This is a genomic window from Neobacillus niacini NBRC 15566 (assembly GCF_001591505.1).
Taxonomy (GTDB): domain Bacteria; phylum Bacillota; class Bacilli; order Bacillales; family Cytobacillaceae; genus Neobacillus; species Neobacillus niacini.
In genome coordinates this window covers 52,620-74,475 of the sequence record NZ_BCVA01000016.1, presented here as the reverse complement: position 1 = coordinate 74,475, position 21,856 = coordinate 52,620, and the positions used below count along the sequence as shown (strand labels likewise).

Sequence of the window (21,856 nt, the reverse complement as noted above, 5' to 3'; positions counted from 1 at the left end):
GCTATACAATATTTAGTGTTTGTTTTACTTGGAAACACTAAATATAGATAATGACCAATATAAATGGTGTCTATATAGACTTAATAGGGAATCTGGTGAGAATCCAGAACTGTACCCGCAACTGTAAGTGCTGACGAAATAATCATATCCACTGTCTACGGACGGGAAGGGATTTGAGTAGGGTGAAGCACAAGTCAGGAGACCTGCCATTTCTATTACGTATTATCTTCTTCGGGAGCTGGGAAGATATAACGAGGGTATCCTGCTATTACAGTGAATGAGCCTGTATACTAGATTATTCCACGTTATCAAACCCATCTTCATAGATGGGTTTTTTGTCGTTTCACTCACGAAGTTATTACCTAAAGAAATGAGGAACCTTCGCATGGCAATAAACAGTACTTATACAGAAAAGGCTTCAGTTTTAGCAGCTGTGAACAGTGCAACTGAAAAATATAATTTGGACTCCACTGAATTAGTTAAAAAGATTGCTGGTCTTGAAGACTCATCAATCTATGAACAATCTCTTTTCTATGCCTTAAATCAAATTTCAATGACCGACCCAAACTGGACCTTTCTAGCAGCAAATCTGTATTTACAGGAACTTTATCAAAATGCTTCAAGTAGCAGAGGGTACAAGGCTGAGAAAAAATACGGAGATTTTTACACTCTGGTTGCTGAATTAACTAGAATAGGAATTTATTCAGAGGAGTTAATACAAGATTATACAAAAGAAGAGATTGAATTATTAAGCGGAGAAATAACAGCTGAGCGGGACCATTTGTTTAATTACATAGGGTTGTTTTTACTGGCAGATCGTTACTTGGCAAGAGATTACGAGGGAAATCTATACGAGCTGCCTCAAGAACGGTTTATGATCATCGCCATGACATTAATGAGAAAGGAACAAAAAAGAACCAGGTTAAATCTTGTAAAAGAAGCATACTGGGCACTGAGTAACTTATATATGACTGTTGCTACTCCAACTCTATCAAATGCCGGAAAAAGTTTTGGCCAGCTTTCTTCTTGTTTTATTGATACCGTAGACGATTCTTTAGATGGTATTTATTTGAATAATTGGGATATTGCTAGATTAAGTAAGGACGGTGGCGGTCTGGGTGTTTATCTAGGAAAGGTACGTGCATTAGGTTCAGATATTAAAAAGTTTAAAGGTAATTCCTCTGGGGTGGTACCATGGATTCGCCTTATTAATGATACGGCTGTGAGTGTCGATCAACTAGGGCAAAGGCAGGGAGCCATCGCCGTTTATTTAGATGTTTTTCATAAAGATATTATGAATGGCTTTTTAGACTTAAAAACCAATAACGGAGACGAGAGACGAAAGGCTCATGATATTTTTACGGGAGTTTCGATACCTGACTTGTTTATGAAGAAACTAGAAGAGGTAGATGAGAACGGTCGAAGTGTTGGAGAATGGCATACCTTTTGTCCTCATCAAGTTAAACAAATTATGGGGTGGAAGGATCAAGATGGAAACCCACTAGGCTTAGAGGATTTTTATGATGAGAGTGATGAAAAGCTCTTTACAGAAAGTTATGAGGAAGCTGTAAATCATCCTCTTCTTCCAAGAAAAACATACCGAGCAATGGATATTATGGCAAGGATTATGATTTCTCAATTAGAAACCGGTACTCCATATATGTTTTATCGGGATGAGGTAAATCGTCAAAATCCAAACAAACATGTAAGAGGAAAGGGACTTGCGTCTATTTATTGCAGCAATTTGTGTACAGAGATTACGCAAAATATGTCGGCAACAACGATTGTGAGAGAATATAAGGATGAAGATGGAAATATTGTCATTGTTCGAAAACCTGGGGATTTTGTTGTCTGCAATCTATCGTCTATTAATCTCCCAAAAGCAGTAAAAGGGAATGTACTGGAAAGATTAATTCCGATTCAAATGAGAATGCTGGACAATGTCATTGATCTCAATACCATTTCAGTTGGACAAGCCGAGGTAACAAATAAGCAATATCGCCCTGTAGGTTTAGGTACATTTGGCTGGCATCACCTTCTTGCGTTAGAAGGCATCTTTTGGGAGTCTGAACAAGCGGTTGAATACGCAGATCGACTATATGAGGATATTGCCTATCTTACGATTCGTGCTTCGATGGAATTGGCGAAGGAAAAAGGGTGCTATCCAAAATTTGAAGGTTCGGAATGGCAATCTGGTCAGTATTTTGACCGTAAAGGGTATAAATCTGAACGTTGGAAGCAATTGATGGAGGAGATTTCGGGGAATGGAGTTCGAAATGGCTGGATGATGGCGATTGCTCCAAACTCATCTACGGCAAAGATTGGCGGTTCCACCGATGGCATTGATCCTTTGTATGCGGTTGAATACGCAGAGGAGAAGAAAAACTTCAAATTTAAAGTAACGGCGCCTGATTTGAATCATAACAGTTACAACTTTTATCGACGAACTAGGCATGTCTTGGATCAGATATGGAGTATTAGGCAAAACGCCGCCAGGCAGCGCCATATCGACCAATCAATTAGTTTCAATCTTTATGTTCGTCATGATATTAAAGCGGTAGAGTTACTAAATCTTCATAGGGAAGCATGGAGACAGGGCTTAAAAACCACCTATTACATAAGAAGCACGTCACAAACTGAGATAGAAGAATGTGAAGCATGTCAAAGTTAAAAGAGAAGAATGGAGGAGGTTTATTTGATGATTCATACACCATTAACCAAAATACAATTACTAAATCCTGACTTTCCAAACAAATCCACTGGAATTATTAATGGTAAGTCATCCGGGATTCTTAACTGGAATGATATTGCCTATCCAAAAATGTACGACTTATATCAGACTCTATTAGCAAATTTTTGGAAAGCGCAGGAAATTAATATGCAGGATGATATAAAACAATGGGATCTCCTAAGTGATCAAGAAAAAGATGTGTTTCTGCGTATCAATACACAGCTTGCTTCACTTGATAGCTTGCAGACCCCAACCATGTGTCAAGTCATGGATTATGTGAGTGACTCCAGTTTTAAAGCAATATTTGCTGTAATTTCACAACAAGAAGCCGTTCATAATGAATCCTATTCTTATATTTTAAGCTCGCTAGTTCCCATTGGCGAACAAAATGAACGATTTAACCAAGCTAAAAGTGATCAAATTGTAAAGAAACGAAATCAACTTATTTTAGATGCCTATGAGGAATTTAGACAGTATCCAACACCACAATCTTTATTTAAGTTATGCGTAAATTCCATTAACCTAGAAGGCATATATTTTTACGCCGGTTTTGCTTTCTTCTATCATCTAGCACGTCAGCAAAAAATGCTGAAAACAAGTACGATGATTAGTTATATTCAACGGGATGAAATGCAGCATGCCTACTTTATTGCTCAATTTCTTCGAATCCTGTTAACAGAAAATCCTGAGCTTCATACAGATGAAAATATTAACTATATCTACCAAACGATTAATGAAGCGGTTACGCTTGAAAAAGAGTGGGCTCACTATATTTTAGCTGATATCAAAGGAATCGATTTAGAGGAATTTGAAGGGTATATAGAATACCTAGCCAATAAACGATTGAGACAGCTTGGCTTGAAAAATCTTTATGAAGAAAGAAGCAATCCGATGCCGTGGATTCAAATTTTTGGAGATGAAATGATGAATGAGACAAAGTCGGATTTCTTTGAACAAAAGTCCAGAACCTATTCAAAGGTCTCACAATCCAATGGATTCGACGAACTGTAAATTGTCCGTTGCGATTGTTTATACGTCAGTATCTGGAAACACGAAAGAATTGGCTGAAGTGATTTATAGAATCTTTTTAACAAGGTCAGTCGTGATAGCTATTTATAGTATAGAAGAGTTTTCTTTATCTGACTTAAGTCACTATGATGCAGTAGCGATCGGAACGTATACATGGGGAAATGGTGACATTCCAAAGGAAATGTTGGAACTCTATCAAGCGTTTGAATCGATTAGCAGAAAGGACATCACGACTGCTGTATTTGGAACAGGGGACAGCATTTATCCGATGTTTTGTGGTGGTGTTGATCAATTTCGTGACATGTTGTATGTTCATACAAACTTAGCTGCGACCTTGAAAGTTGAGCTTCGGCCGCAAAGTCAGGATGTACAGCGTTGTGAAAAGTTTGTTGAATCGTTGCTTTTGCGTGCTAGTATGCATAGATATCCGCCAGTAAATGCGGTTATGAGCCAGTAAATCCGGTTAAGCAAATGATTTATCCGCAGACCTAATGTTCATAAGACGTGCCGTAGGAGAATAAATATCAATTTAGTATGGGTATTTTTATCCTAGGAGGAATGGACATGAATGAAGTTTTTGAAAGGTCAGCCAGATTTGAACACCGTTTTTGGCTCCAGATACTAGGTGACCATTCTAGATTTATTTTTGAAGCTCTTGCCCCGATTCAAAAAATTGAGATTGAGCAGGCAGCAAATTTTATAAATATATTCGATACACTTCTAGAACGCGCAAAATCCGCACCACTAACACAACTAACAGCTCAAGTGGAACCAGAGGTACTAAAATTACGGGAATTCAAATTAGAATTATTAAGAAAACACCTTGTCGGTAAAATCAAAATTCATCTATCACCAACTTTTATTAATCATATGGTAAATGAGTTAGAAGAATATGTAAGGATTTTAAATCATTTAAAAGAGGGTAAAGTCCCTCCCGTTTACCACGAACTTCATCATCACCTTCTTTGGTTATTAGACGCTGCAGGTCATTCAGATGCTATTTATACAAATTTAGATGGTGTTGAAAAGAAACTAAGAGAGAAAAGTAAGTTATTTAAGAAGGATTTTGAAGGTTTTTATCTAAAAGCAGTTGAGCTGGCAGGATACTTAAGAACCAATTTAACAGAATTTCCGGCTTTAACAAAAATGACCAATGACGCTCAATTAGAAATTAAATTATTTCAAAATTTTTTAACGGAGATAGAAGAGTTAGAACTAAGTAACCAAGCATTGGGAACATTTGCCCCGTTAATGGCTGATCATATGTACCGGGAAGAATGTTATTATCTAATGAAATTAGCAGAATCGGCAAACGTCGAACCGCCAAATTGTGATCCTGCAAAACCTCGACTGAAGGAATAAGCTTTCTAAAAATTTTATTGTCGGTTTTTAAGGACAAGAGGATAAAAAGTTGATGAAGGACAAATCAAGAAAGTTTCGGATGAGATTAGTCCTTCATAAGGGTGATGAAGGACAAATCAAGAAGGTTTCGGAAGAGACTTGTCCTTCATAAGGGTGATGAAGGACAAATCAAGAAGGTTCTGGCTGAGATTCGTCCTTCATAAGGTTGATGAAGGACAAATCAAGAAGGTTCCGGATGAGATTCGTCTTTCATAAGGGTGATGAAGGACAAATCAAGAAAGTTCCGGGTGAGATTCGTCCTTCATAAGGTTGATGAAGGACAAATCAAGAAGATTCCGAATAAGATCCGTCCTTCATAAGGTTGATGAAGGACAAAACAAGAAGGTTCCGGATCCAGATTCGTCCTTCATAAAAATATTTATAAGAAAAATCATCAATATCAGTCTTAAACAAAGCTAAAAAAATAAAAAACATAATCACCGCTAAAGTGTTCAGGATAACGAATTCCTGAACACTTTTTTGCGTCAATAAACCATGATGATTGTTTAATAAACATCAGAAAAGGGGAAACACTATTCATCATTAATACTGTAGGGGGATAAAATAATGATTTGGAAAGGAAGACGGCAAAGTTCAAACGTAGAAGATCGCAGAGGTATGGGCATGGGTGGAAAAACGGTGATCGGAGGAGGGCTCGGCAGTATTGTAGTCATGCTTCTCTTTGTTCTGCTCGGGGGGAATCCGGGGGATTTATTGAACAATACGCAAACTTCGAATAGTTCATACTCAATCCCTCCTATGAATGGTTCTGCACAAGAGGAGGAGTTGGCAGATTTTGTTTCTGTAGTCCTTGCTGATACAGAAGATGTTTGGTCCGCTGAATTTGAGAAAAGAGGCATGGTATACGAAAATCCAAAGCTGGTTTTGTTTACAGATAGCGTTCAGTCAGCCTGTGGAGCGGCTAATTCGGCTGTGGGTCCTTTCTATTGTCCGGGTGACCACAAACTTTATATTGATTTAAGTTTTTATCAGGAACTAAAGCAAAGATTCCAAGCACCTGGTGATTTTGCGATGGCATACGTCATTGCCCATGAGGTAGGACACCACGTCCAGACGCTTTTACATAGTGGTGAAAACGTATTACCAGCCGAAAAAAGGACCAATGAGTATTCGGTTCGATTTGAATTGCAGGCGGACTACTTGGCTGGTGTTTGGGCCCACTATGCTGAAGGGAAGGGCTATCTGGAATCAGGTGACCTTGAAGAGGCGCTTAATGCAGCACATGCGGTCGGCGATGACACTATTCAGAAAAAAGCACAAGGTTATGTAGTACCCGATAGCTTTACACATGGAACCTCTAAGCAAAGGGAGCGATGGTTTAATAAAGGATTCAAAAACGGTACGATAGAGGATGGAGACACATTTAACGCAGCGAATCTTTAGGGACTGAGCTGATATTGGATGGACTCTTCGCAGGGTCCGTCCACACTTAATTTAAAGGCAAGACTTCTGTAATCAGCAAAGAGTCCTCCGAAAAAATGCAATACAAATCAGTAATCATATTATGTATCCGTGTCTTTCGTATTACTAAGCCTTCGTGGCCCTGTTTTATAAGGCTTTTTCGAAATTCTGTATTAGCTTCTTCTTTATTTAAAAGGATGGCATTATCTTTCCATGTAGGGTTTCTTTTTTTAGCGCCTAAGTAATCACAATATATGTCACGATCCCTCATAAACAAATCAAAAGATTCCTCTGTCGTAGATTCATAAATTTTTAAACTAGGTTCATCTATATACACTTTATAGATAAAGCCGCTAACCGGCCTGTCGTATTGGATGACCTTTGATTCTCCATTCTCCCAGAACTCACTCTTAGATTCTTCAATCACTGTCTCAAAACCAATTGCGAAAGGTTTTGCTGCATTCATATCAGAAGTAAACCAAAATCCCATCGTATCGATATCGTTATTTAAATTTTGAACGACGGTTTCTTTATTAAAATGTTGAAAATTACTAATGGATCCATGGTAAACAATCATTTTCATAACCTCCACTATTAATTTACCCAAATTTTGAAATTCAATTTTATCTGAACAAATTTCAACCCACTAAGTACATACCTAGTGGGTTTCGAGTCTTTACTAAATAAAGTTAGCAAAGATATATAAAATAACGATACTTACTAAAATCGTTATATTTGACATTGTGGCAATGAAACGAGTGCTGTTGGTGCTATATTTAAATTCAACTGCAAAAGTTAGAGCAGAAGCTGCAACCGGCAGTAACAGTCCAATTAGAAGGGTATATCGAAACATGGTATTGAAGGGTAGGATAAAGTATAACGCTGAACCAATGATAAGACCTAAACCATATCGGAAAGCTAAGAATTTTATCATAGGTTTAATAAATTGTTTATCGAATTTAAAATTTAAAAAGAGACCTAATAACAATAATGACAACGGCATATTGGCTCCAGAGATTTTGCTGGCAACATTGATGATTATCGCTGGTAATTGGATATGGATTAGATTTAAAATACTAGCAATTAGATAGGTCATTAATGGAATAGATTTGCCCAATTTCTTCAGAATTTCCACAGGATTAAGCTTGAGACCTTCTTCTGAAAAATAGCTTGCAAAAATAAAGCAAATTCCAAAAACAACAAATGACGCCCCAACATCAAACATACTAAAATAAGTTAAGCCATCTATTCCCCAGATTGCATAAACTAACGGGAATGCAAATAAGCCTACATTAAACCCGGAGGAAAGCATAAGAAGAGAACCCTTTAATTCTCTATCTTCATTTTTAAAAACTAATAATCCTAGTAATGCAGTTATAATTCCATAAACCAGTACAATCACCGGTAATACGATTAATGAAGTTTCTATCTTTACGGAATCGAATGTTACAAGAACCAAGGCGGGAAGGGTAATTTTAAAAATAAGTTTTGATATCACTTCTCCATCTTTTTCTTGTAAAATATTTAGACGTTTTAATAAATACCCAAATGCAATGATAATAATAATATAAAGAAATTCTTGATTCATCTAAAAGCTCCTCTATGTTAGTTCCTTCTAATTAAACCATAAAATCAATCTAAAATGATAGATTTAGCTCTTCTGTATATTTCTGTTACACGCTATAGATAATATAACTGATTAACGAAAGGAGATGACAGAATGAAGACGAAAGATGATGTTCAAACAGGTGCAAAAGTAACATCGGATAATCAAATTTACGGAACACCTAATAGCAAAAGCAAAAATGGTACCGGTGACTCACCGAATGATAATGTTGGTAAGACTAAAAAGGGACTTGATCGTTAAGGAAGCAGCCAATTTATTTTGGCTGTTTTTTTACATAAAAGGTGAGGGCTGGATGGATAAAAAAAATCTAAGCGAACAAGAGTGGGTTTACAATTATCTTCACAAATGTAATAAACCCTTGCCTCTAGTTTTAGGTTCAAGAGGTACTTGGGGGATTAATGGAAAAAAGGCGATTATCTTAGTGGCATTTACCCTCCCCGATATTTCAGTTATGAGAGTTCTGCACAATGTTAGAAAAAATCCTATACGAGAAATGAAGTATAAAGATATCGTGTATTACGCGGTAAATATAGTAGCTAATAAACAAGTTGAATATGTAATTGATTATTGGAAAGAATAAAAAACATTCATTGAATGAAATACGAGTTCAGGAGATAAAAGGTATGTCTACATTTTGTCCTGAATTATGGCCAGAGGAACCAACCCCCGTTGACCTTGAAAATTGCCGTGAATGCGGTCTTTATCACCACGGGTCACGTATGGTCTGGGGTGAGGGAAATCCTGAAGCTCCGATTATGGTTATTCTTGATAATCCTGGTGCAAGGGAAGACCGTGCAGGGGACCCAGTAGTTTGCGGGACAAGACAAACATTACAACAAGCAGCAAGTGAAGTGGGCTTAAACAAAGACGACATGTACGTGACTTATATCCTTAAAAGAAGACCAGTGCGTGCTTATGAAAAGGAACAGGTTCGCGAAACCTGTATGATACATTTAGAACAACAGATTATAGAAAAAAAGCCAAAACTTATCGTATGCTTAGGAAATGTGGCAGTACAGTCCTTTTTTCGAAATTCAGAAGCGGATGTAAAAACATTACGAGGAACTTGGCACAATGTACAAGGCTGTCAAACCACTGTTGCTTACCATCCGCTGGCTGTAAGGCGCCGCCCGAACTTATGGTCATATTTTTTAGAAGATTTGACGTTCGTTGCAGAGCACTATCATAATTTGAAATTTTAAAAAATACAAGGGCACCCTTCAGTTTTAAAAGGGTGCCCTCGTTTTTTTTGTTTTATGAAACACGCCTCTTAGATAATTCTGCTTGTTTAGTAGATTTGGATTTGATTCGAGCAATAATAAATATTATGGCCACTGCAGCTAAGGTGAAAGAAACAATCAGAAGAGCAGTCATTTGAACAGAGGATTGGTCGTCTGAATGTCCTTCTATCGATTTTTTACTTTCACCCATACTGTTGGTTGCTGTTACTTTATAAGAATAGGTGACGCCGCTTTTTAGCTTAGCACTATTATCGATATAGTTTGGATCTGATAGGTCTGTAGCAATCGGTTGGTAGTCACTGCTTATACCAAGGATATTCATTTCTTTCCGAAAGACCGTATAGGAATCTGCCCCAAATGTCGGATTCCAGGTGAGTGACACAGAATCATTACTTTTCCTGTCCGCCAGCACCCAGTCTGGCTGGTTCGGAGCTTTCGTTAATTCTGTATAAAACGAATAGATTCCAATCTGTTTTTCAGTTTCTCCTGATATTGAGGATAGTTTCCAGTAATAACGCGTATCGGTATCAAGGTTCTTTATATCTGCAGTTGGTATAGAGACGGTCTGATCAAAAACAATATTTTTTAAACTTGGATCTGTCGCTACCTGAATGTGATAACTGTCGGCCTCAGATACTGTTTCCCAGTTTAATGTGACCTTAGAAGGGTTCAATCCAGTTGCGCCACTTTCAGGAGAGACAGTAAGTGCTGAAGCTGGCACTACATTAATTACCCTTGAAGCATGGGTGGATAGCTTGGCAGAGAAGCCCTTTGTCTTACTTCCTAAATCTTGATGACGCCACAAATCACGCAAGAATGCAGACCCCTCAATCCCCATATCTGCCCATTTAACACTAACTTCATGTGTAGACGAGCCCGTATTAAATAGGGCTATATTAAAGGACCCGTCGGGTAGGCTCTGGTAAAACACCTGAGTGTCGTTCTTTTTGTATAGACGCTTCCCAGCCACACCACTTTGATTGACACCTAGAATCTCATCATTGGTTAATAAACTGACCCCGAAATCATCCAGCTTTGTCAGGTCATTTCCAATAACAAACTGAGAAGCAGCAATCGCCCACAGAGAAACATAGGAAGTTTTCTCATCGTTTGTTAAACCATCCTTGCGGCCATTTGCCACATTCAGTGAATCTAAATCATTCCAGCCGCCAGGACCAGCATGCGGCTGCCACTCTGCGACATCATCGAATCTTCTCGTTATTTTTTTCCAAGAAGCAAGGTAGGGGGTCCCGTAAGCCTCGACATCATGGTCGGTGCGCCAGCCATTGGATAATTGTTTCCAGGTAGAGATATGTTTTATATCGAGGTTATTAGACAACTCCACATGTATGGGTCTGCCTGTTTTCTCGAGCGCCTTTGCCCATGCCTCGACATCAGCTATATCTTGATTTCTAACACCATCAATTTTTAGATAATCGACCCCATAGGATGCAAACAGCCTTGCCCATGAATCAATAAACTCCTGTCCACCAGGTTTCGCTAAATCGATGGCATACATTTCTTCATAATTAAAGTTTTTCTTTTGCCCTTTGCTAAAGTCAACGATATCTTTCGCATGATATGGTGTGCCTTCAATAGGTGTGTTTTGGTCCACCGCTGCTTTTGGAATGCCCAAAGTTACATAGTGGCCGAACTTCAATCCCTTATTATGAATATAGTCACCAAGTGCTTTCATTCCGTTAGGGAACTTCTTTGGGTCAACGGCCCACCTGCCATATTCATCAACGGTTTCCCGCCAATCCAACATATAATAATCATCAAGATTTACATATTCATATCCGTGTGACTTAAATTTTGCCGCCATGACATCAGCAGCCGCTTTAATCTTTTCCTCAGTGGGCTTTTTACGAATCGAACTCCAGCTGCTCCAACCCATAAAAGGGAGCTCTGCCAAATCATTATACGAAGAAGCTTCTGCTTTGTTTGGAGTTAAAACAGAGGTTGAAAAAATACCAGTCAGCCCAATTGAGAAGGAAACAAAAGTTGTAATTATTTTCTTAAGCATAAAATCCTCCCCAAAATAGATGTCTATAAGTACTATATTAATATAGAAAACTCTAAATTTTAATGAACAATATGTTCCAACATTGAATTTCTCTTTAATAAACAACTTGGATATATTCAAAACAAAAAGACTTAACCCCATGGTTAAGTCTTTTAAATCCATTTGAATTTGCTGCATTTTTTTAAGAACTTTTTCCTTTCACTTTTATTTTATATCTATTCAATCGTAAAGGATTATCCTTTTAATCCTTCATTTCGATTATTTTTCTAGTATGAAATTGTCTTTTCCTTTGTGGAAAAACGGCTTTACCCTCCCCTCATAATAAAAATGGGTTGGTTCCGATCACCTGGACCGATAAAATCTAATGCGGCAGGAGAGAATACCATAACTTTTCTTTTAACGCCCTCAAAAAGCATTCGAATAGGATCTATAACTTCAGTATTGAGAAAGACATGGCCTCCATAGATTATCCTCTTTTTGGCCCTCATTCCGAAGACAATGATATTCTTCTTTTTAACGGCTTGAGCAATGACACTTTCTTTCGGCTCCTCAATAAATGTCAATGGTACTGTTTCTGTTTGTAAAACTTCTTCTTCAATGGAAGCGACCATGCCAATTTCACGTTTATTTAAAACTAAGACGAATTCATATCCTGCTGCTGTTTTCTTTTGCACAACAGTCACTTCATCAGTAATAAACGTGACAATATCATCGGATTCTTTTGTGTTTGAGTTTGGGGAGATTTCTTTTTTTTTGATGACTCGAAAAAACGCTTTTGCTCCAATTTCTTCATCAGAGAAGTCAAATGGTTTTATACTCTGTGTGGGTACAAGGTATAAACTATTAACCTTCTCTTTGCTATTTAATTGGATACATAAAGCAACGTCTTCGTTCACCACCTTTCCCTCATTGTTGGAGAGCGTAGGGACATTCATTTTCATTCCTGGAAATTGAACGAAGATGTAGCTAAAGTTTTTCTTAGGCTGTACATCCAGAAGTCTCATAAACTCACAACCTTTCCGATATGTTACAAGGTTACTTACCTTGTTAATGTATAAATTCCACATAAAATCCTTTGTCCCTTTTTGGGTATGAAGAGTTTTCATCGTCACTTTCTTATGAAATGTGATGAATCCGCCCTATAATTGAGTATTTATGAGCAAATGCCCTATCGAAAAACAAAGAATCAAAAGTATTTGTCGTTATTTCAGTTACTTTACAATCTGAGAATTTAGCACAATAATCCATGAAAGATGATGGGGAAATCCATTGTGATTGGTTGAAGGGTACGTTATTCTAAGCATATTCCTTTATGAAGGAGGGGGTATGATGAGAAATAAACCTATCTTTAAGGATCATTTTCTTCTACATAAATGGAGTTATTTGCTAGGTACTATCCTTTTAATCTTTTCCCTCGTTTTGCAATTATTTGTTCCCGTTTTATTAAAAAAGTTCACAGATGGTCTCCAAAATGAATCCATTCCCGTTTCTGATTTATGGGAGTTATCTCTATGGTTTGTGATTGTCGGACTCGGTGCTTTCCTATTTCGCTCGAGCGGCCGCATATATATATTCAAGATGTCAAGAATCCTAGAGCGGGATTTACGTAGTTCATTGTTTTCGCATTGGGAGAGGCTGCAGGCTGAATACTATCAAAATCAGCGAATTGGGAATCTGATGGCTCATGCCGTAAATGATGTTAATATCATGAGGCAGATTGTGATGCAGGGATATTTCCAGATGGTCGAAGCAGCCGTACTTATTTCGATATCAGTTTTTATGATGGCTAGTACGATAAATCTTTATTTAACGTTACTGGTCCTTTTGCCTTTACCAGGTTTAACGTATATTGCCTATCGGTTCCGGTCAAAGATTCAAAGGCATTACAAGTACAAGAAGCGATCGGGACATTGACAAGCCGAGTTCAAGAATTTTGTTCTGGTATAAGTGTTATTAAAACTTATATACAAGAGCAAGAAGAACGTAAGAAGTTCACAAACGATAATCAGGCAAATGTCGAGGTCAATAAACAGTTAATCCGTGCAAATTCACTTTTCACCTCATTAAGTCAGGGCATTGTGGGTCTAAGTTATTTAATTTCCATTGTATTTGGCTCTATTTTAGTAATGAAAAGTACCATTTCTCTTGGTGATTTTGTTGCTTTTAATACCTATTTATCTTTGTTGATTGCTCCGATTGAAAACATAGGGAAGGTCATCAATCTTCTGCAGCAGGGAAAAGCCGCAGATAATCGTATTCGTCATGTTTTATCAACGGAACCTACCATTCAGGATGAAGAAGGGGTGACTTCTATTACTTCGATTCAAGGTACTATTATGATTCGAAATTTATCGTTCAAGTATCAAAGGAGTAAAGAAAGCGCATTAAAAAATATTACCGTTTCGATTCCAAAAGGAACTAGTTTAGCCATTGTCGGGAAAGTAGGAAGCGGTAAATCAACCTTAGTCAATTTACTCTTACGTTTATACAATCCTCCTAAAAATTCAATATTTATCGATGACCATGATATCCGAGATGTTCCATTAAAAACCCTACGATCATCGGTTGCATACGTCCCACAAGACAATTTCTTATTTTCCTCATCTATAAAAGAAAACATTGCCTTTGACCCAAATCCTTATGAAAATGAACAGGTATTTCATGCAGCAAGGCAAGCACATGTTTATCAAGATATTATGGAACTTCCAGAGAAATTTGAGACAGAATTAGGCGAAAGAGGATTATCTTTATCAGGTGGACAACGACAACGTGTGAGTATCGCAAGAGCATTGATAAAACCTTCTCCTATCATCATATTTGATGACAGCCTCTCAGCAGTAGATTCTAAAACAGAAACCAATATTTTAAACACACTAAGAACACAAATGAAAAGTCGAACTTCCATCATTATCAGCCACCGAATTTCTACGATACAAGAAGCAGATCAAATTATTGTGTTAGATAAAGGGGAGATTGTCGAAAGGGGAACACATCACTCTCTTTTAAAACAGAATGGAATGTACAAAAAAATGTTTACGCAGCAAACAACAGAGTTTTTGAGTCCATCACTTAATGGAAGAAAGATCCTCATCAAAAAAAGGAGGAGATCATGATTCGACGATTAGAAAAAGGAAGCCATTCTCAAATGGGGGACCGCCAATTATTAAAAGGAATGATGATGTTCGCGAAACCCTATCGAAAGCTCCTATTCTTTTCATTGCTGCTGACAGGATTTATTGTCATTGCCAGTTTAGCGCAGCCATTTATCATTAAAGTGGCCATCGACACTTACATTAGGATGAATGATTATCAAGGGATGATGTACTTAGGCATCATCTATTTCTTATTAATCATGGTCTCTTCTATTTGTACTTATTTCCAAAATAATACCCTGCAATTTACAGGGCAGTATGTAATTTATGATTTCAGGCAAGCCCTTTTTAAGCACTTTTCTATCATGCAGATGGATTTCTTTAGGCAAAATCCGATTGGAAGGTTAGTGACAAGGATTACCCATGATGTTGAATCTCTGAACCAGCTCTACTCTCAAGTAATTGTTAATTTAGTAAAAGAAGTATTAATGCTGATTGGAATTATTGCCCTTATGTTATATATGAGTGTAAAACTGACCCTGATCTGTTTTTTAGTCATACCTGTCATAGCCACCGTCACTTTTTATTTTAAAAGGGTATTACGTGATACACAGAGGAAGCTGAGGAGCATTCTTTCATCATTACTTTCCTATCTAGCTGAAAATCTCTCCGGTATGAGTGTCATTCAACTATTTGCCCGTGAAGGAAAACAACTGGAACGCTTTAATGAATTAAATGAGGAGCATTATCGTGCTGGGATGCGTCAAACGGTAATCAATTCGATCTTTAATCCTTCTATCGGCTTATTTGGAAATATTTCGCTTGCGCTATTAGTTTGGTATGGGGGGAGAAGTGTAGTAGATGGAACGATTACTTTTGGCACTGTGTATGCGTTTACACATTATGTCAGGCAGTTTTTTGAACCGCTCAGAGGATTAGCAGACAGATTCAACCAAATACAAGCAGCACTAGCATCAGCTGAACGGATCTTTGAATCGTTAGAAACGAAGCCAACAATCATAAATCCTGTGCACCCTAAGGAACTGCCGGAAAAAGTGAAGGGTAACCTTGTTTTTCAACATGTATGGTTTGCTTACAAGAATGAAGAATGGGTATTAAAGGATGTCCATTTTAGAATCAATCATGGGGAAACAGTAGGTGTGGTCGGTGCAACCGGTGCCGGCAAAAGTTCAATCATACAACTGTTGAACCGATTTTATGATCATCAAAAGGGAACCATCAGTCTTGATGGTATCAACATAAAAGATGTTCAATTAAACGACCTTAGAAGGCATATCGGAATTATACAACAAGATGCGTTTGTCTTTTCAGGGACTGTCTTTGATAACATTCGTTTAAATCATAACCATGTTAGTAAGGAAGAAATCATAAAAGCGGCAAAGGCTGTAAATATTGATCCTTTTTTTAGCAAGCTGCCGGAAGGATATGACACCATGCTGGGAGAGGAAGGTACCGTACTGTCGGCGGGACAAAAACAGCTGCTCTCCTTTCTAAGGGCCATGATTGCGGATAATGATGTACTCATACTTGATGAAGCGACAGCCAATATTGATACAGAAACAGAACAAGCGGTTCAAGAAGCTTTAAGAGAAATATCCAAGAATCGAACTACCATTATCATTGCACATCGGCTATCCACCATACTGCATGCAGATAAAATTATTGTCTTAGATAAGGGTAGAATTGTAGAAATGGGAAATCATCAACAGCTGCTAAACAACCAATCGGTCTACTATCAATTATGCCAAAATCGGAATAAAGGGAAGCAGGTAAAAGTTAAAAATTAAGATGAAATGGTATTGGATGGTCTTGAATCAAAACCATCCTTTTTCTATTGGTCTAATGTCTTTTGTTCATCACTGAATTGAGTAGGGGAAACTCCAACTATTTTTTTGAAAATACGACTGAAATAGAGTTCATCCTCGTAACCGACATTCTGACTTACCTCTTTGACCCTTATATCAGAATGAGCAAGAAGCTCCTTTGCCCGATCAATCCGTAAATGGGTCAAATATTCAATTGGACTGTAGCCAGTATTCTTTTTGAAAAGTCTGGAAAAGTGACTATTACTTAAGTCTGCCATCTTAGCCAAATCTGTTAAGGTTATAGCCTGATGATAATGATGACCAATGTAGTCAATCGTTTCCTCAATCACCTGTCTTGTGTCTTTAGAAAACGTTTGAGTATGGAAGTCCTGTATCAAGGTTAGTAATAGTTCTTGAAAGAGAATTTTTTGTCTAAAAGCAATCGTTGAACTTCTGCGTTTAGATAAAGAATTGATTTCATCGAATAAAAGGGCAACTCCAGAGCTGTTTTTAATGGAATACACTCCATGTAATGGAAATGGTATATCCTGAGGCTGTTTGAAATGCCATTGCTCCTTTTTCTCAATAGCACCTGCATGAGTAAACCGAATAAAATAAAACTCTAGTGGATTTGAAGAAGAAGATTTTTTGTCGCATATCATCCCAGGTGTAAAAACGATAAGTTTCCCGGGAGAAAGTTCATTTTTCTTTTCATTTATAATGATTTCGCCAGATCCTTTCGTAATAAACCATAAGGAATGATAAAAGGGCTTTTTTCCTTTTTTAACCCAATTTTGAGGACAAGTTTTGTAACCTGCTAGCAATAAGGAAAAGGTTAACTCATTTAGTTTAGATGTTAGGTTTCCAAGATCCATACACAAAGAGCTTCATCCTTTACTTGTATTCGAATTTAATTTAATCTCTTTTAGTTTTTGATATTGTTCATCTGGCCACCATGCCCCGCAATCATCTGATACCACACAGGCTGCACATTTCTCGATGTCATAAACCATCATACCGGTAATGGGAGGGGAATAGAGATGGAGTGTTACCATGTCCATATTATTAGAGGCTTTCATTTTATGGACGGCCTTTTTTGGGGCATAAAAATATTGTCCTTTATGGTGGTACTGATGAAACAATTCTTTCGGTAAGCTATCACCTTTAACTTCATAAACAGAATTAAGAGACGTGCCAGAAATCACTTGAATCCAGCCGTGGGAATTGCCATGATCATGAGGAGCACACTCTAACTGAGACCAATTCATCACAAGCAGCTCGACTTCATCATTTTTATATAGAAGCTTTCGGTTGTAAGGCTTTCCGTCAGAAGGTACTGGCAATTGTGCAAGATCATCAAGTTTCATATCAATTTGTAACAATGCCTCCTTTAGATCGGCTTTCGATGGGCTATTTAAAGAGTCTAAGGCATTCTTAATCTTAGCTGTCAATGTCATAAAGTCTCCTCCTATTGCCGTTATTTCTTTAATAAGCGTAACAACATAGGCACCAGCTGACCGTTAACGATAATCACTCCTATAATAATTATGATTCCGCCTGTAATACTTATGAGTAAAACTTTCTCTTGTAAAAGCAGAACTGCCGCAATTAATGTTGCAATGGGCTCCAAATAGAGAAACATGGAAACCTTGGATGCCTCTAGGACCTCAAGTGCTTTTCCCCAATACCAATAAGCAATTCCCGATACAAAGACACCGAGAAATAACAAATGTGCCCACTCTGAATGGTTTAACAATGAAAGGTCTTCCCAGCCTCTATTCCGAATAAGGAAGGGTGTGGTAAGAATCAAGCCTAGTAAGCACATATAAAACGTAACCACGAGGGGGGGATAAGGAATTTTTAAACTTTTTAAAAGCACAGAATAAATAGCCCAATTTAACGTGCTCAGAATCATGAGAAGGAAGCCTATATTCATAGCAAGCTGAAAGGATTGTCCACTTCTTGACGATGATATAATCAGAACACCCGTTATCGCCATTACCATCCCAACAACTTTTGTTAAACTTAACTTTTCATGTAAAAAAAGAATCGAGAGAATGACGGTAAAAACGGGTGAAAACGATATGAGCCAACCAGCTGCAGAAGCATTTATAGTCAGCAATGCTGTTGCCTGGAGTATTTGATGAATAAAAACTCCTAGTATACCAAGTACGATTAAATGTGGAAGATATTTAATCGAGACTTTTAGTCGATTTCGTTGCAGAAGAAGGAGCAACAGCAAAAATAAAGCTCCAATCCCAAATCGAATCACTAATAATGAATAAGGATCCAGCTTTCCTAGTACAGCTTTTGTGGACACAAATGAAACGCCCCAAAAACTAATTGCCATTAATGCATACAGTGAAGCAGTCAACTTCGAATTATTAATCATGCTGAACAGTCCTTTCAGCAAAAAGATAGTTATTTCATCTTATGCTTGTCCGTATAGAACATGATTTTTCTTTTTACGGGAAAACTAACAATGTATGGAGATCCTATCATTTATCTAAATAAGAAACATAAAGTGGAAAATCAGGGAGGCTAAGGTATGAGAAGGATAAATCCTGGTTCCGTCAATTCTTACATCCGATATGGAAATTTAAAAATACCAAAGAGCATACAAAGTGAATGCCCTCAATGCCGAAATGTTACCGAATTTATGATTAATGCAAACTTTCAAAGCAGCAAGAATGGAATACTAACGGAGTCCAGCTGCCCGACTTGTAAAAAATCAACCGTATTTATTATGATGACCAAGGATGGTCAGGATGAGCAAAATGAGCATGCAGACACATATATCTATGACATCCAAGCTTCAAAAAATCTCATTAATCATATAGAAAGTCTTCCTACTATTCCAAAAGACCTTATAAGAGCTTACCGATCTGCGATAAATGTATTCGAATCTAGAGAAAATTCAGCTACTGCAGTTATGGCAAAACGTGTCATTGAGAGTATCCTAAAACATTTTCTTAAAGAAAAAAGTAAAGGACAACCTTTATCCCAGCAGCTTGAAATCCTGCCAAATCATGTTGAATTGGCAAAGCCGATTCAATCTCTTAGCCACCTGCTCGCAACTGATGGTTCCTTACATCGGATGCTGGAACTAGAAACGGAAATGGATTATGAGACAACTGCTTTATTAATGGATTTGCTTGAAAGCCTCATTGAATATCTTTTTGTCTTGCCTGGAAAAATTGAAGTGACACATAATAAAATTATTAAAAAATTTAATTAACAACCGCCTGTGAATCGGAGTGATTCGAAAGACATAATCTATGGGTGTCATCATATTCTCCCACAACATACACTTTCTATAGGATGAAACTTAGACCTATAGGAGGGGATGAAATGCAGTCCGAAATGCAAAAAGCGATCGTCCTGGCGGAAAATATTAATGGTTTTATTAAATTTGTTCAAAATCAAAGAAAAATAAACAATTTTAGAATTGAAAACAATAAATTATTGCAAATTAAATATCTGATTGAGGAGTATAAGTTTCAAATAGTAGCAGATGAACTCATAAGAATAAACCAGTTTGATTGGGATGAAAAATACACGCTTTACTTAGTGGACCAATTTCAAAAAGGAATTACAATTATAGACGAATATGTCGAAAATAACTACAATGAATTATTTATCATAACCGCTAGATTGTACACATTAAAAAACCTATGCAACAGCTTTAGTAAAATAGCTTCATAACCATACCATTTCCGCACATTCACTAGTGCGGTTTATTATTTTTTTTAAAGGGTATAATCAAAAGTAAAGAAAATTTTAAAAAATCTGTCCTAAGCGTATGTTTTGATAAAGGAATAAAATTAGGGGAAAATAATAAAAGTAAAAACTTGTGAATTAAAAGAGTTATGCAAAAGTATTTAAAAAGGCGGTATTCAATATGTTTAAAAACCTATTCAAAAGTAAAAAGGCAGAAGTTGATACTTCGATTTTACAGCCATTAGAAGGCGAAATTGTCCCTCTAGATGTAGTACCAGATCCAGTATTTTCTCAAAAAATGATCGGTGACGGTTTTGCTGTAAATCCAACAAACGGGACGGTTGTAGCTCCAGTAGATGGGGAAGTAATCAGTGTATTCCCGACCAAACATGCAGTAAGCATAAAGTCTTCAGATGGCAGAGAAATTTTGATTCATGTTGGTCTTGAAACCGTATCTCTAAATGGAGAAGGCTTTACTTCGTTTGTAAGTGACGGGCAGCGTGTCCAAAAAGGTCAAAAGCTGCTTGAAGCTGACTTTGAATTAATTAAAGAAAAAGTACCTTCCATTATTACACCCGTCATCTTTACCAACTTAGCAGAGGATGAAAAAGTAGTAATTGAAGGACAAGAAGTAAAAATAATTAAATAACCTATCATTCCTGAAAGAGTAAGCTTTAGAGCTTGCTCTTTTTTATTTTTAGGAAAATTTGTTTAACTAGATTCAAAAATAAACAAACATATATTATAATAAAACAAAAATAAATAAAAATATTTACCGATTTAGCAAGGGGATGAAACAAGATGAAAGTAAGTTTATTTGCAACATGCCTTGTCGATATGTTTCAAAGCAATGTTGGAAAAGCAACGGTCGAGCTCCTAGAGAAACTTGGTTGTGAAATTGAATTCCCAGAATCCCAGGTTTGCTGCGGTCAGCCAGCATATAATAGTGGCTATACAAAAGAGTCTAAAGAAGCGATGAAAAGGATGATTGATACCTTTTTAGAGGCGGAATATGTCGTTTCACCATCCGGTTCTTGTGCATTTATGTTTCATGAATATCCTCATGTTTTCAAAGGAGATCCTGTTTGGGAACCGAAAGCAAAGAAATTAGCAGAGAAAACCTACGAACTCACGCAATTTATTGTTGATGTATTAAAGGTTGAAGATGTTGGCGCTAAATTGGAAGGAAATGCAACTTTTCATACCTCCTGTCATATGACAAGACTGTTAGGAGTAAAAGAAGCTCCTATGATTTTATTGAAAAATGTAAAAGGACTTAACTTTACCGAACTGCCTGGAAAAGAACAGTGCTGCGGGTTTGGCGGCACCTTCTCGGTTAAAATGGCACAGATATCAGAACAAATGGTTGATGAAAAAGTTTGTCATGTCGAAGACACAGGTGCAGATTACCTGATTGGCGCTGATGCCGGCTGTCTGATGAATATTGGCGGTCGGATTGACCGAAAAGGTAAGCCGATAAAGGTTATGCATATTGCTGAGGTATTGAATAGTCGATGATAATTAACGAGTCTTCATGGAGCGATTATGACGCCAAAATGAAGGTGGAAAAAGAGAAAAGAGGTCTCATAAAGCGTTTATGAGACCCAAGTGAAGTTAGAACAAGAACATAGTGGTCGCATAGAGTGTTCATGAAGCCCGAATGTAAATGGAAAACGAAAAATGTGGTCTCATAGAGGTTTCATGAGACCCAAATGAAACTGGAAATTGAAAAAGTGGTCTC

The 21,856-nt window shown here is 37.3% G+C and carries 22 protein-coding genes and 1 riboswitch; of the genes, 15 read left to right on the top strand and 7 right to left on the bottom strand.

Annotated elements, in window-relative coordinates:
• Window positions 1–47 precede the first annotated feature (47 nt).
• A riboswitch (cobalamin riboswitch) is annotated at window positions 48–225 on the top strand.
• Window positions 226–385: 160 nt separating this feature from the next.
• The 5 genes from BANA01_RS14025 to ypfJ all read left to right on the top strand — a co-directional run bounded on the left by BANA01_RS14025 (window position 386) and on the right by ypfJ (window position 6,565).
• Window positions 386–2,671 (top strand): ribonucleoside-diphosphate reductase subunit alpha, encoded by a 2,286-nt coding sequence (locus tag BANA01_RS14025; protein WP_063253563.1) that lies wholly within the window; start codon window positions 386–388, stop codon window positions 2,669–2,671.
• A 27-nt stretch (window positions 2,672–2,698) separates the two neighbouring features.
• Window positions 2,699–3,742, top strand: coding sequence for a ribonucleotide-diphosphate reductase subunit beta (locus BANA01_RS14020; protein ID WP_174524424.1), 1,044 nt, complete (start codon window positions 2,699–2,701; stop codon window positions 3,740–3,742).
• A complete protein-coding gene (locus BANA01_RS14015) occupies window positions 3,723–4,217 on the top strand; it encodes a flavodoxin domain-containing protein (protein WP_235847140.1) in 495 nt (164 codons plus the stop codon). The genes BANA01_RS14020 and BANA01_RS14015 overlap by 20 nt, the downstream gene beginning before the upstream one ends.
• A 107-nt stretch (window positions 4,218–4,324) precedes the next feature.
• Complete coding sequence (locus tag BANA01_RS14010; RefSeq protein WP_063253560.1) at window positions 4,325–5,122, top strand: DUF2935 domain-containing protein; 798 nt, start codon at window positions 4,325–4,327, stop codon at window positions 5,120–5,122.
• A gap of 606 nt (window positions 5,123–5,728) precedes the next feature.
• Window positions 5,729–6,565, top strand: coding sequence for a KPN_02809 family neutral zinc metallopeptidase (gene ypfJ / locus BANA01_RS14005; protein ID WP_034676450.1), 837 nt, complete (start codon window positions 5,729–5,731; stop codon window positions 6,563–6,565).
• A gap of 46 nt (window positions 6,566–6,611) precedes the next feature.
• Here ypfJ and BANA01_RS14000 read toward each other — a convergent pair whose 3' ends face one another.
• Window positions 6,612–7,160: a hypothetical protein gene (locus BANA01_RS14000; protein ID WP_034676448.1), complete on the bottom strand. Its 549-nt coding sequence runs from the start codon at window positions 7,158–7,160 to the stop codon at window positions 6,612–6,614.
• 102 nt (window positions 7,161–7,262) lie between these two features.
• On the bottom strand, window positions 7,263–8,171 hold the full coding sequence (locus BANA01_RS13995) for an AEC family transporter (protein ID WP_063253559.1): 909 nt from the start codon (window positions 8,169–8,171) through the stop codon (window positions 7,263–7,265).
• Between the two features lie 132 nt (window positions 8,172–8,303).
• On the opposite strand from BANA01_RS13995, the gene BANA01_RS29915 reads away from it, so the two are divergent.
• Genes BANA01_RS29915 through BANA01_RS13985 form a run of 3 tightly spaced genes read left to right on the top strand, consistent with a single transcriptional unit; the run spans window position 8,304 to window position 9,412 of the window.
• Complete coding sequence (locus tag BANA01_RS29915) at window positions 8,304–8,450, top strand: hypothetical protein (protein ID WP_169803693.1); 147 nt, start codon at window positions 8,304–8,306, stop codon at window positions 8,448–8,450.
• A 52-nt stretch (window positions 8,451–8,502) separates the two neighbouring features.
• Window positions 8,503–8,790 carry a hypothetical protein gene (locus BANA01_RS13990; protein ID WP_034676457.1) on the top strand — a complete coding sequence of 96 codons (288 nt, stop codon included), beginning with the start codon at window positions 8,503–8,505 and terminating at the stop codon, window positions 8,788–8,790.
• Window positions 8,791–8,833: 43 nt separating this feature from the next.
• The gene (locus BANA01_RS13985; protein WP_034676455.1) at window positions 8,834–9,412 is read left to right on the top strand and encodes a uracil-DNA glycosylase; all 579 of its coding nucleotides are present in this window, start codon (window positions 8,834–8,836) and stop codon (window positions 9,410–9,412) included.
• A gap of 52 nt (window positions 9,413–9,464) precedes the next feature.
• Here the strand turns inward: BANA01_RS13985 and BANA01_RS13980 are convergent, their stop codons facing one another.
• A complete protein-coding gene (locus BANA01_RS13980) occupies window positions 9,465–11,477 on the bottom strand; it encodes an alpha-galactosidase (RefSeq protein WP_169803692.1) in 2,013 nt (670 codons plus the stop codon).
• Window positions 11,478–11,782: 305 nt separating this feature from the next.
• Complete coding sequence (locus tag BANA01_RS13975) at window positions 11,783–12,481, bottom strand: hypothetical protein (protein WP_157411792.1); 699 nt, start codon at window positions 12,479–12,481, stop codon at window positions 11,783–11,785.
• A gap of 325 nt (window positions 12,482–12,806) precedes the next feature.
• On the opposite strand from BANA01_RS13975, the gene BANA01_RS13970 reads away from it, so the two are divergent.
• The 3 genes from BANA01_RS13970 to BANA01_RS13960 are packed head-to-tail and all read left to right on the top strand — an operon-like array spanning window position 12,807 to window position 16,377.
• Window positions 12,807–13,391: an ABC transporter transmembrane domain-containing protein gene (locus BANA01_RS13970; protein ID WP_063253556.1), complete on the top strand. Its 585-nt coding sequence runs from the start codon at window positions 12,807–12,809 to the stop codon at window positions 13,389–13,391.
• Entirely contained in the window at window positions 13,388–14,590 is a 1,203-nt protein-coding gene (locus tag BANA01_RS30610; protein ID WP_063253555.1) for an ABC transporter ATP-binding protein, read from the top strand. Before BANA01_RS13970 ends, BANA01_RS30610 begins: the two co-directional genes overlap by 4 nt.
• On the top strand, window positions 14,587–16,377 hold the full coding sequence (locus BANA01_RS13960) for an ABC transporter ATP-binding protein (RefSeq protein ID WP_063253554.1): 1,791 nt from the start codon (window positions 14,587–14,589) through the stop codon (window positions 16,375–16,377). The genes BANA01_RS30610 and BANA01_RS13960 overlap by 4 nt, the downstream gene beginning before the upstream one ends.
• A 44-nt stretch (window positions 16,378–16,421) precedes the next feature.
• Here BANA01_RS13960 and BANA01_RS13955 read toward each other — a convergent pair whose 3' ends face one another.
• From BANA01_RS13955 to BANA01_RS13945, 3 genes are read right to left on the bottom strand one after another with little or no spacing between them, the layout of a single operon-like run.
• Window positions 16,422–17,270: an AraC family transcriptional regulator gene (locus BANA01_RS13955; RefSeq protein ID WP_063253553.1), complete on the bottom strand. Its 849-nt coding sequence runs from the start codon at window positions 17,268–17,270 to the stop codon at window positions 16,422–16,424.
• Between the two features lie 12 nt (window positions 17,271–17,282).
• The gene (locus BANA01_RS13950; RefSeq protein WP_063253552.1) at window positions 17,283–17,852 is read right to left on the bottom strand and encodes a cysteine dioxygenase; all 570 of its coding nucleotides are present in this window, start codon (window positions 17,850–17,852) and stop codon (window positions 17,283–17,285) included.
• A gap of 20 nt (window positions 17,853–17,872) precedes the next feature.
• Window positions 17,873–18,787, bottom strand: coding sequence for a DMT family transporter (locus BANA01_RS13945; RefSeq protein WP_063253551.1), 915 nt, complete (start codon window positions 18,785–18,787; stop codon window positions 17,873–17,875).
• 156 nt (window positions 18,788–18,943) lie between these two features.
• Between BANA01_RS13945 and BANA01_RS13940 the strand changes: the two genes are divergently transcribed.
• The 4 genes from BANA01_RS13940 (at window position 18,944) to BANA01_RS13925 (ending at window position 21,633) form a co-directional block, all read left to right on the top strand.
• A complete protein-coding gene (locus tag BANA01_RS13940; protein ID WP_063253550.1) occupies window positions 18,944–19,633 on the top strand; it encodes a hypothetical protein in 690 nt (229 codons plus the stop codon).
• A 113-nt stretch (window positions 19,634–19,746) separates the two neighbouring features.
• A complete protein-coding gene (locus tag BANA01_RS13935; protein WP_063253549.1) occupies window positions 19,747–20,100 on the top strand; it encodes a hypothetical protein in 354 nt (117 codons plus the stop codon).
• A 196-nt stretch (window positions 20,101–20,296) separates the two neighbouring features.
• Window positions 20,297–20,764 carry a PTS sugar transporter subunit IIA gene (locus BANA01_RS13930; RefSeq protein ID WP_063253548.1) on the top strand — a complete coding sequence of 156 codons (468 nt, stop codon included), beginning with the start codon at window positions 20,297–20,299 and terminating at the stop codon, window positions 20,762–20,764.
• 152 nt (window positions 20,765–20,916) lie between these two features.
• Window positions 20,917–21,633, top strand: coding sequence for a (Fe-S)-binding protein (locus tag BANA01_RS13925; RefSeq protein WP_063253547.1), 717 nt, complete (start codon window positions 20,917–20,919; stop codon window positions 21,631–21,633).
• Window positions 21,634–21,856 lie beyond the last annotated feature (223 nt).